The organism is uncultured Campylobacter sp. (assembly GCF_938045225.1).
Taxonomy (GTDB): Bacteria; Campylobacterota; Campylobacteria; order Campylobacterales; family Campylobacteraceae; genus Campylobacter_A.
This window is the reverse complement of record NZ_CALINL010000077.1, coordinates 1-11,211: the sequence shown is the minus strand read 5'-3', so window position 1 is coordinate 11,211 and position 11,211 is coordinate 1. Positions and strand designations below refer to the sequence as shown.

The 11,211-nt window shown below is 44.1% G+C and carries 12 protein-coding genes; 1 reads left to right on the top strand and 11 read right to left on the bottom strand.

All coding sequences use genetic code 11. From position 1 onward, the window contains the following. The 4 genes from dnaE to Q0200_RS03275 all read right to left on the bottom strand — a co-directional run. On the bottom strand, positions 1-2,144 hold a 2,144-nt coding region (dnaE, locus tag Q0200_RS03290; RefSeq protein ID WP_297937658.1), incomplete at its 3' end, for a DNA polymerase III subunit alpha. A 354-nt stretch (positions 2,145-2,498) separates the two neighbouring features. Continuing rightward, complete coding sequence (locus Q0200_RS03285) at positions 2,499-3,545, bottom strand: glutamate--tRNA ligase family protein (protein ID WP_297937656.1); 1,047 nt, start codon at positions 3,543-3,545, stop codon at positions 2,499-2,501. Between the two features lie 70 nt (positions 3,546-3,615). Continuing rightward, positions 3,616-3,861 carry an RNA-binding protein gene (locus Q0200_RS03280; RefSeq protein ID WP_002948394.1) on the bottom strand — a complete coding sequence of 82 codons (246 nt, stop codon included), beginning with the start codon at positions 3,859-3,861 and terminating at the stop codon, positions 3,616-3,618. Between the two features lie 377 nt (positions 3,862-4,238). Beyond that, the gene (locus Q0200_RS03275; RefSeq protein WP_297937654.1) at positions 4,239-4,787 is read right to left on the bottom strand and encodes a DJ-1 family glyoxalase III; all 549 of its coding nucleotides are present in this window, start codon (positions 4,785-4,787) and stop codon (positions 4,239-4,241) included. Between the two features lie 89 nt (positions 4,788-4,876). Between Q0200_RS03275 and Q0200_RS03270 the strand changes: the two genes are divergently transcribed. After that, positions 4,877-5,128, top strand: a complete 252-nt coding sequence (locus tag Q0200_RS03270) for a SelT/SelW/SelH family (seleno)protein (protein WP_255349573.1) — start codon at positions 4,877-4,879, stop codon at positions 5,126-5,128. 15 nt (positions 5,129-5,143) lie between these two features. On the opposite strand, the gene Q0200_RS03265 is transcribed toward Q0200_RS03270, so the two are convergent. The 7 genes from Q0200_RS03265 to ispH form a co-directional block, all read right to left on the bottom strand. Next, complete coding sequence (locus Q0200_RS03265; protein ID WP_297937661.1) at positions 5,144-5,770, bottom strand: DUF4304 domain-containing protein; 627 nt, start codon at positions 5,768-5,770, stop codon at positions 5,144-5,146. 18 nt (positions 5,771-5,788) lie between these two features. Beyond that, positions 5,789-6,355, bottom strand: a complete 567-nt coding sequence (gene efp, locus Q0200_RS03260; protein WP_297937650.1) for an elongation factor P — start codon at positions 6,353-6,355, stop codon at positions 5,789-5,791. A 113-nt stretch (positions 6,356-6,468) separates the two neighbouring features. Then, positions 6,469-6,690 carry a hypothetical protein gene (locus tag Q0200_RS03255; protein WP_034964190.1) on the bottom strand — a complete coding sequence of 74 codons (222 nt, stop codon included), beginning with the start codon at positions 6,688-6,690 and terminating at the stop codon, positions 6,469-6,471. 43 nt (positions 6,691-6,733) lie between these two features. Beyond that, the gene (serA, locus tag Q0200_RS03250) at positions 6,734-8,311 is read right to left on the bottom strand and encodes a phosphoglycerate dehydrogenase (RefSeq protein ID WP_297937645.1); all 1,578 of its coding nucleotides are present in this window, start codon (positions 8,309-8,311) and stop codon (positions 6,734-6,736) included. Beyond that, entirely contained in the window at positions 8,308-8,793 is a 486-nt protein-coding gene (locus Q0200_RS03245; protein ID WP_297937642.1) for a hypothetical protein, read from the bottom strand. Before Q0200_RS03245 ends, serA begins: the two co-directional genes overlap by 4 nt. Positions 8,794-8,797: 4 nt before the next feature. Next, positions 8,798-10,468, bottom strand: coding sequence for a 30S ribosomal protein S1 (locus Q0200_RS03240; protein WP_297937640.1), 1,671 nt, complete (start codon positions 10,466-10,468; stop codon positions 8,798-8,800). A 135-nt stretch (positions 10,469-10,603) separates the two neighbouring features. Beyond that, on the bottom strand, positions 10,604-11,211 hold a 608-nt coding region (gene ispH / locus Q0200_RS03235; RefSeq protein ID WP_297937637.1), incomplete at its 5' end, for a 4-hydroxy-3-methylbut-2-enyl diphosphate reductase.

Sequence of the window (11,211 nt, the reverse complement as noted above, 5' to 3'; positions counted from 1 at the left end):
ATAGTCTGCACGATTTGCATAACCTGCTCTTGATATACGATGACGCCGTAGGTGGGCTCCAGGATCGGCTGAAGCTCTGGGAAAATGTACGTGATAGGCTCCAGGCCGTGCTTGCGCTTGATGAAATCAGGTATTAGATCCATCGGACCCGGGCGGTAAAGCGAGATCATCGCGATGATATCCTCGAAGCAGTCGGGGCGCATATCGGCTCCGACTTTTTGCATGCCTTCGCTCTCTATCTGAAACAGCCCTAGCGTCTGGCCGCTACTGATCGTCTCGTAGGTTTTTGGGTCGTTTTTATTGACCTGCTCCCAGATTATCTCTTTGCCAAATCTCTTTTTGACGAGCTTGACGGCGTTATCGATCACGGTTAGCGTCTTTAGCCCTAGGAAGTCAAATTTGATGAGGTCGACGTCCTCTAGGTACTTTAGGCTATACTGCGTGACGAAGTGATCCTCCTCGGCGTTTGGCTGGCGGAAAAGCGGGGTTTTGTTCCACAGCTCCTCGTTTGAGATGACCACGCCTGCGGCATGCATGCCGGCGTTCCTGTTTAAGCCCTCTAGATCAAGGGCGAATTTCCAAATTCTATTTGCATTTGAGTTACTTGCTATCAGCTCGCCGATCTTTGGCTCTTTTTCAAAGGCTTGTTCTAGCGTGATGCCTAGCTCGTCCGGGATGAGCTTTGCCATCGCGTCGGCCTCGGCATAGGGCATGTCGCATACGCGCGCGACGTCGCGGATGACGCCTTTTGCCAGCAGCTTACCAAATGTAATAACCTGCGCGACGTTAAATTTACCGTATTTTTCGATGACGTAGTCGATGATCTCGCCGCGGCGGTTTTGACAAAAGTCCACGTCGATATCGGGCATGCTCACGCGCTCCGGGTTCAAAAAACGCTCGAAAAGCAGGTTATACGGCAACGGATCCAGGTCCGTGATCTTTAGACTATATGCGACTAAGCTGCCCGCCGCAGAGCCGCGTCCGGGACCAACCGGCACGCCGCGCTTTTTAGCTTCGTTGATAAAGTCCCAAACGATCATCATATAGCCCGGGAAATTCATCTTGTTTATGATATCTATCTCGCGTTGCAGACGGGCGCGATACTCCTCGTGGCGCTCGGCAGGGACAAATTTCAGCCTCTCCTCCAGCCCCCGCCTGCACTCGTGCTCAAACAGCACGCTGTCGTTTGGTATGCTGTAGCGTTTATCAGGCTCGGGCAGGCTCAAATTTCGCTCGGCGGCGTACTCGAGCGTAAATTTAAAATTTGGCGGCGTAGCGTCGCCTAGCTTTATCGCGAGGTCGCATTTATCAACGATTTCCTGCGTATTTGTGACGGCTTCTGGGATATCGGCGAAAAGCTCGCTCATCTGCGCGGGCGTCTTGACGTAAAACTCATGCACGCTGTGGCGCAGGCGGTTTGGATCGTCTAGCAGTTTGTTCATCGCGATACACATAAAAACCTCGTGCGCATCGGCGCGTTGCTTAAACGTATAGTGCGTGTCGTTGGTCGCGATTACTTTGATATTTAGCTCTTTTGCCAGGCGCAAGATCTCATCGTCGATCCTGCGCTGATCGCCGATGCCGTGACGCATGATCTCGAGGTAAAAATCATCGCCAAAGACCTCTTTATACCATAGCGCGGCTTCCCTGGCCGCCTCATATCCGCCAGCACCGAAACGCAAATTTCGCTCGCTTTGGTTGAGGTTCCAGTTCACCTCGCCTTGCAGGCACGCTGAGGAGCAGATGATGCCCTCGCTGTGCTCTTTTAACATCTTTTTGTTGATACGCGGATAATAATAAAACCCCTCGATGTAGCTCATGGAGCTCAGATACATCAGGTTTTTGTAGCCGATTTCGTTTTTGGCGATGAGGCAAAGGTGAAAGCGCTGTTTGGTGCTTTTGTCGCCTAGCTCCTCGCCGTTGTGGATGTAGGCTTCGATGCCGATTAGCGGCTTTATGCCTTCATTTTTCATCGTTTTATAAAAGTCTATAGCGCCGAACATATTGCCGTGGTCGGTGATGGCTGCGGCTTTGACGCCTTGGCTTTTTAGGGTTTTGGCTAGCTCTTTGATACGGTTGGCTCCGTCTAGCAGCGAATACTCCGTGTGCAGGTGCAGGTGCGTAAAATCTGTAAAATCGCTCATTTTTCGTCCTTTTTAATGCTTTTTGATTTTACAAAAACTTTGCTTTTAGGCGGATAAATCGGTCTAGTTTAAATTTAGCTAAGTGCGGCAAATAGGCTGCTGGTGTGGATTTTTGGTCAAATTTGAGCTTAAATTTGACGCAGGATTTGGATGTAAATTTGATGCCTGCGGCGCGGGCAACTTGATTTAAATTTACAGCTCTAAATTTAGCCCAAATTTAAGCGGTAAATTTGACGAAACCTTGCGGGCGTAAATAAAAATTTGAAGCACGATTACGATGGGATTAAGAAAAATTTAGATAAGCCGGTAAAAATTTACCGCGCTTTTTAAACAATCCAAGTAGCGCGTTTAAATTTATCGGCTAAATTTCTCTTTAAACATCTCAAGCAAATTTGACAAAGCGCCGCATTTTGACGCGTTGAGCCCTAGCTTAAGAGCGGCAAATTTATAGTGGATTTTGGCGCCGTCCGCTACGCTCACAGCCGGTGCGCTCGAGCTTTTGGATAGCTTTTTGCCGCCCTGTGCTAACAAACCGTGATGGATGAAATTTGCACTTTCAAAACCGTATCCTAACATCTGCGCCATGTACTTTTGCGCCGCCGAGCACGCGAGCAGATCCTCGCCTCGCACGAGCAAATTTACGCCCAAAATCTCGTCATCCACGAGGCTAGCCAGATTATAAGCAGGCGTGTCGTCTTTTTTCCAAACGACGAAGTCGCCCAAAATTTGCGCCAAATTTACGCTCTGGGTTTGCGCAAATTTTTCCGTTTCAAACACAGTCTCGTCCGTCAAATTTAGGGCGCCCAAATTTGCCGAATTTTTTAAACCGTTTGCCACGCCGTTTTGCGTTCTTTGCTCATTGCCGCAAAAGCCGCTCGTTTGGTTTGCCGCGTCGGTAGAGCCAACGCATAAAGCATCAAAATTTATCAAATTTTGCCCGACTAAAATTTGCGCTCCGTAGATGGTGCTTAGCCGCATAGCCGTTTCGTCTTTTTTAAATTTAAGATTTTTATCCGCACAAACACGCGTATAAATGCCGTTTTTAAACGAGCTTTTCATCGAGTGCGAGCACTCGCAAGTGTAGCAAGCGCCTTTTTGCTCAAGCTTTTTTAGCGCATTTTGGTAGGCTCCGAGGCGAAATTTGGAGCTAAATTTGATTTCAAATTCCTCCACTCCGCTAGGCCCACCGTCAAAATCAATACCAAGCATTTCAAGCACGCGAAAGATATTTTCCACGTATTGCCTGCGGTAGCGCGGCAAGTCGTAGTCGTCGATCCTTAAGTACAATTTCCCGTCAAATGCGCGAGTAAAAAGATAGGTCAGCAAGAAGTTGTAAACATTGCCCGCGTGCAAAAAGCCGCTTGGTGTCGGAGCGATACGAGATGTGATTTTTGGGTTCATTTGGAGTGAAATTTGGTTAAAAAGCTTAAATTTAAAAATTAGTTAAAAGCCGTCAGATTTGACGGCCGGATTATTCTTTAGGTTTAGATTCGTTTACTCTTAGAGCTCTGCCGCCTACTTCCTTGTTGTTTAGCGCTTCGATCGCTTTTAGCGCGTCTGCGTCGTTTTCTATCTCGACGAATCCGAATCCTTTTGAGCGATTCGTGTCGCGATCTTTGACGATTTTCGCGCGTTTTACTTCGCCAAACGGCGCAAATGTATCCTTAAGCTCTGCCTCAGTCATGCGATATGACAAGTTACCGACGTAAATATTCACAGTAACGTTTCCTTAAATCAAATTCCCGATAAAATCGGTTAATAGATGATACCTGAATTTAAATAAAAAAGCTAGATAAAAATTGATATTTTTATAATTTTTTGTAAATTTAAATTTCGGCTGGCGTTTTTGGAAATTTATTTTTTATTCGAAGGTTTGGGGTTGCGTAAAATTTGCCGTAAATTTAAGACGCATTTGGCGTAAAACGTCGGTCGATCTGCGCAAATAAATTTAAACTAAAGCGCGGCTTTGTAGGTAATTTTTATAATTTAACAGCCGCAAATTTGATGTTTGCAGCCTTAATAAAATTTAAGCCGCACCTTCGCCAAAAACTGGCAAAACGTGCGGCATTTATCAAAATTTAAACCCGCAAATCACTATCTGACAAACAAAAGTCCGTTTTTCACTTCGTTATAAACTTGCTCGCCGTTTAAAATTTTAACCAGCTCCAAGGCAAACTCCATCGCGGTGGCAGGACCCTTTGAGGTGATGATATTTCCGCTTTGCACGACGTTTTTATCACTCACGTACGTTCCGCCCTCGACGCTAGCCTCGCAACTAGGGTAGCATGTGTACTCGCCCCTCATCCCCTCCGCCACTCCAAGAGCTATCGGCGCGGCGCAAATGGCAGCGACGAATTTACCTTTTTTATCAAATTTTTTGATCGTCTCTCTCATTTTTAGGTTACCGGAGATATTTGTGACGCCCGTATATCCGCCCGGTAAAACAAGCATATCGTAGTCACCCTCCTCAAGGTCGTAAAGCGTCATATCGCAGACGAATTTCACCCCGTGAGCACCCGTGATAGGTAGCTTGTCAAGCCCGACTATATGGGCCTCCACGCCGCCTCGTCTAAGTACGTCCACGATACTAACGCCCTCTATCTCCTCAAACCCGTCGGCAAAAATCACGGCAACTTTTTTCATAATTTTCTCCTTAAATTTTTTGATAATTATACTGCTATTTGTTAAATTTACGCTATAATCGGCGTACTTTAAATTCGAAAGGAAGGAAAATGGAAGTAAAGATTACATATTGCAATTCTTGAAACTATAGACCGGTAGCTTCTCGTGTAGAAGATGAATTTTTAAGTCAAATCCCAGGCGCTAATATTAGCAAAATCGTCGGTAGCGGCGGAAACTTCATAGTTGAAGTAGATGGAAAGATAGTATTTTCCAAAAAAGATCTCATCGGCACGGAAGTAAATGCCCTGCCAAATCACGAAGAGATCGTTGCTTTGGTCGATAGCGTTAAAAAATCAGCCTAAAGTCTAAGCCGAGGCTTAGGCCTTGGCTTTAAATTCTTCAAATTTTATCTCATATTTTTCGTATTTTTTAAGCAAACTATTTATACGTCCCTCAAAAATTTTCCATCTAGCTTCGTTTCCATATTTTTCAAACAAATTTAACGCTTGGCGATTCAAAATTTCTTGTTCATTCTTTATGAGCAAGTATTCAAAAAGCTGATCAATCACCGCTAGACCGTTTCGATCTAACATCAAATCAATCAAATTTCGTTCGGTTTTTATCTCGCCAAAAAATCTAAACACTGCCGTTAAATCAATTATTAAATTTTGACAAAGGGCTTCGGTGTCGGTATTTTCGTTGATTTCATAGTAAAGTGTGTTGGAGTCTATGATAGATGAAATTCTATCCCTAAAATGGCATTCGTATTCTTTAGGTTTTAAGAAAGTTTCTTTGCCGGTCGTAGTATCGATAAATGCGCCGTAAATGCCGCAGTTTACGTAAAATCTAGTTTCAAATGCGGTATTGCCGCTACTTTTTTGTAAATTTACGACAAATATAAATTTGGGGGTATTTTTGTAGAAATTTAGCCCGCTTTTGGTAAAGCCGTTATCTTTAAATAGCGGCTTTACTTGGGCTATGAGCTCGTCAAATTTTGTTTTCATCAAATTTGACGGCTGTGATTATTTGTTTGCGCGCTCAATGTACTCGCCGCGGACGGTATCTACACGGATAACCTCGCCTTCAAGCACGTGAAAAGGTATCTGCACGACTGCACCGCTTTCAAGCGTAGCTGGCTTTTTACCGCCCTGGGTGTCGCCTTTGAAATTCGGCGGAGTTTCGACGATCTTTAGCTCGACGACTTGCGGCACTTCTACGCCGATAGCCTTGCCGTTGTGAAACAAAATCTCAACCATCATGCCGTCGATCATCCATTTTTTAACATCGCCCACATCCTCGTCGCTGATAGCTACTTGCTCGTAAGTCGCAGTGTCCATAAACTGGCAGAACTCGCCGTCGTCGTAAAGATACTGCATCTCCTTTTCTTCCAAATTCGGCTGATCGCATTTGTCGCCCGCGTGGAAGGTCTTTTCAAGCACTTTACCGTCGATAAAAGATTTGATTTTCGCGCGAACGAAAGCTGCGCCCTTGCCCGGCTTTACGTGCTGATATTCGACGACTTTATAGGGAATGCCGTCTAGCTCGATCTTTAGTCCTTTTTTTAGGTCGCCCATAGAATAGGTTGCCATTTTCTCTCCTTGTAGTTTTGAAGGGTGATTATATCAAAAAAAATTTTAGTTTAGTTTAAGAAGTAGCGAGAGGGCAAATTTAACCGCGCTCACCAAAGTAAAAAAGCTCAAATTTATGGCTTAAATTTAAACTCGCCCTTTTCCTTGCTTTGCTCAGACTGCGAATGAATTTCTCTTTTCATTTGCTCGCTTACGCTAGGTTCGTCTTTTTTTATCTTTTGAAATTTCTTTTTTTCGGTCAAAATTTTCTCAAAATTTTTCGTACTTTGTTTTTGTGCTTCACTCTCACAGCCAGTAAGCAAAAATAAAATCGGAATTAAAAGTAAAAATTTCATGCTCAAACCCTCCTTAAATTTAAGCCCCGATTCGGGCTTAAATTTAGACAACTGCGTATTTTGCCCATACGCAAACATCAAGATCGTTTAGCTTAGCCAGCGTCTCTTTGGTTATTTTTTCATCCACAAGCACGACCGCAAGCGCCATGCCATGATCGTCGCGCCCTAGACGGAAGTCGGCAATATTGATCTTTTCTTCGGCTAGGATAGATGAAATTTTAGCGATAACGCCCGGAACGTCGTTGTTTTTAAAGATAATCATCTTGCCTTTAGGCTTAAAGTCGGTCTTAAAGCCGTTTATCGTCACGATGCGTTGCTGATTTTCGCCAAATACCGTTCCGCCGATCGTCACGACATCGTTTTCGGTCGTGATACGAACGGTGATTTTATTTTTGAAAATGCTATTGCCGCCGACGGTGCTCTCGGTCGTTATACCCTTTTCGTCGCACAAAAATTTAGCGTTTACGTAGTTTATCGTATCGCCCAAGCTCTCTTTTAAAGCGCCCACGATCGCAAAGGTAAGCATAGAGTTGGCGTACTCGCTGATAGGGCCGTGCGTCTCGATGCGGATAGCCTTGATCGCTTTTTTGTTGATCTGTGCGGCGAGAAAGGCCATCTTGCTCGTAAGCTCGATATAAGGCTCCACAAAAGGCGGCAAGTCTTCCGTTTTTATCGGCAAATTTAGCGCGCTAGGATAGCTAATGCCGCGCGCCGCCGAGATAGCCTGCTCGGCTGCGGCGATAGCTATATTAGCCTGAGACTCCAGCGTATTTGCACCAAGGTGCGGTGTGACGCTGACATTATTTAGCTCAAGCAACGGATGATCCGTCGCCGGCTCCTTCTCAAACACGTCGATACCAGCAAACGCTATCTTGCCGCTTTTTAGGCCGTTATACAGCGCCTCTTCGTTGTAAAGGCCGCCGCGAGCGCAGTTTATGAGGCGCACGCCGTCCTTCATCTTTGCGATCTCCGCTTCGCCGATCATGTTTACGGTTTCTTTATTTTTCGGAGTGTGTATCGTGATGAAATCGCATGCAAGGATATCGTCGAAATTTCGCGTATAAACGCCGCCCATATCGGTTACTTTCGACGGATCGATATACGGATCGTAAGCAATAATTTGCATACCGAAAGCCGCAGCCCTAACCGCTACGCGAGAGCCGATGTTGCCAAAGACGATGACGCCTAGAGTCTTGTTAAAAAGCTCAACGCCGTACCATTTCTCGCGTTTCCAAATTCGGTCGATTTTTAGGTCGTTGTGAGCGTACGGAAACGAGCGAGCAGCAGCTAACATATGAGCCATCGTTAGCTCTACCGCGGCGATCGTGTTTGCCGTAGGGACATTCATCGCGATAATGCCGCGTTTTGAGCAGCCATCGATATCTACGTTATCGACGCCAACACCTGCGCGTACGAGAGCTTTTAAATTTTTAGCCGCATTTAAAAACGCCTCGCCGACCTCGGTCGAGCTTCGCGTGATAGCCACGTCAGCCTCGCCTAAGATATCCAAAAGCTTATCTTTAGGCATACTTACCGCATCGATTACTTTTATATCCTCTTCGCGATTTAAAATTTCAAAGCCGACTTTATGTATTGCGTCGCACACTATTATCGTTTTCATAGCTTGATCTCCTTGAAAGTTGAGCGTATATCGTACGCTTTAAGTTCGTTTATAACGCGATCTAAAACGCCGCCGTCTTGCGTGTTTATGTAAATTAAATTTTGTGAATTTTCTTTTACTACGCTAAAATCCACGGGTATATTTTTTAATGTTTGAGTGAGGCAGAACATCGAGTAAATATCGTTTTTATCGATCACCAGCTGATAGGCGATTTTTACGACGGCTTTTGATTCGTCTTTAAATTCTACATATATCTCGTTGCTTGCCAAAGCATATTTTTTAGGAGCCAAATTTGCCATTTCGCCAACCCAAGAAGTAGGGCCAGTAGTCAAATTTTGCTCCTCGTTATTTTGTGATACTTGTAGCTCCGCAGGCACGGACTCTTTTAAATTTACGTCCGCGTACTTATACAGCAAAGCGCCACATACGCAGACGAAAATCAGCAAAAAAGCAATCGCGCCCCAGAACAAATATCGCTTCATTTACTTATGATAGCTGTTCTTTGATAATATCGCCCAAAGTAACTTTATCGTCGCTATTTATCTCGTTTAGCACCTCGCGCTCTTTTTGTCTTGCAAGGCGCCTTACGCTTAGGCGGATTCTATTTTTCTTCTCGTCGATAAAAGCTATCGCTGCTTCGATATTATCGTTTATGTTTAGGCTTTCAGCGCTTACGCTACCTAGGTCTTCTTTGCGGATGAGCGCATCGACGTTATCGCCAAGTTCTACAAATACGCCGAAATCTTTAATATCGCGAATTTTACCGATCACGATATCGCCTACGTTAAATTTCTTCGCATAAGCTTGTACCGGGCTTTGTTTTAGATCTTTTTGACTAAGAGAAATTTTTTGCTCGTTAGAGTCGATTTTGATGATTTTTACCTCAACCTCGTCGCCCACTTTAAACAAATCTTTGCACTTGTCGTTTCTATCCCATGAAGCGTCCTCATTATGGAGCAAGCCCTCAACTGCGCCAATCCTAACAAATGCTCCAAAGTTGGTCACACTAGTAACTACGCCTTTAGTGACGTCGCCTTCTTTAAATTTGGCTTTAAATTCGTCAAACGGCTTTTTGAGTAGGTTTTTAAGGCTCACTCTTAAGCGGCGATCTTTCGAGTCTATCTCGATAACCTCGACATCAAGCTCCTCGCCCTCACTAATGTGATCTTTTGGATTTTTGATATTTTTATCCCATGAAATTTCAGAAATGTGCAAAAAGCCCTCTATATCGTTGCCAAGATCCACAAATGCACCATAAGGCTCGATGTTGCTGACTGTTACTTTTATAGTGTCGCCCACATCTAGTCCGTCTTTTATCTCTTCCCAAGGATCCGGAGTTGCAGCCTTGATAGATAAAGAAAGGTGTTTTTTTTCGTTATCGTATTTGATGACTTTTACTAAGACTTTATCACCCTCTTTGTAGATAGAGCCTGGATTTACCGGTCCTTTGTAGCTTATTTCACTGTAGTGCACGAGTCCATCCACTCCGCCTACGTCTACAAACATGCCGTAAGTAGTGATTTTCTTAACCACGCCCTCTATCACGTCCGTATTTTCAGCGACTGCAGATATCGCTTCTCTTTTTTTTCTTCTATCTTCATCGAGTAGTTTTTTTCTAGATACGATGATACTTTGCTCGTCTTTGTCTATCTTTATGACTTTTACTTTAAACGACTTTCCTACTACCGCGTTTGCATCCTTAAAGCCGCCTTGCGAGCGAGGCAAGAAAAACTCGATACCGTCGCTGTTTTGAGCAACAAAACCGCCTTTATTTTTACCGATTATTTTTACGTCAAATACGTCTTGATTTTCTTCGTTATATGAGTCTATATAGGCTTTTACTTTTTCTTTTCTAAGCGCTTTTTTGTGAGAAACGATAGGTTTACCGCCTCTTGAGCCGGTTATTACGACCTTTATAGTATCGCCCGTTTTAAATTTAAGCTCTCCATTTTCGTCTTGGATCTCGGAAATATTTAAAATTCCCTCCGATTTTTTACCGACATTTACAAAAACCTCGTCGCCTTTAATATCGACGATTATTCCGTCGCTATCTTCTTCAGTCTTTTTAAAAGACTCCTCTAACATCGCGGCAAAATCGTCGTCTTCAATACCGTCGTTTGCCTTACTAAGCTGAACTTTTTTGTTCACCGCAGCCATCTTGTTCCTTTTGTATATATTTTGCTTTTAACACAATTAGTCTTAATTTTACTTAATATTAACTTATTTGTAGATTAACTTGCGAAATTTCAGGGTCAAATTTGAAATTTTGTTTAAAAAAGTAATGGGTATTTATTAAATTTGAAAGCTCTCCAGCTTATCAATCACTTTTTGTATAATCCAATCAGGCGTAGAGGCCCCGGCGCTCACTCCGCAGAGACTTTTTCCCTCAAACCATGTGCGCTCTAGTTCTAGTTCGTTTTCCACGAGATAGCTATCCTCGCAAGCCGTTTTTGAGATGAGATAGAGCTGCTTTGTATTTGAGCTATTTTTACCGCCGACTACAACCATCACGTCAGCCCTAACGGCTAAGTTTTTAACAGCTTCTTGGTTTTCAAAAGTAGCGTTGCAAATAGTGTTAAAAACGCGTACCTCTTTTACGCGCAGCATCAAATAATTTACGATTTGCATAAATTTTTCTACCTTGCGCGTCGTTTGACTGATGACGGCTACTTTTTGAGCTAGCTTTACACCCTCTAGCTCGCTCTCTTCCAGCACGACGAAAACCTTACCGACGGCGTATGACTTTACACCCTTTATCTCGGGATGTTTTTCATCGCCGAATATCACGATATCGTAGCCCTCTTTGCTCATTTTCTCGCAAATTTGCTGCGGCTTGGTGACAAATGGGCACGTAGCGTCGATCCCTAAATCACCGTCTGCACGTGAAGATAGTTTGTCAC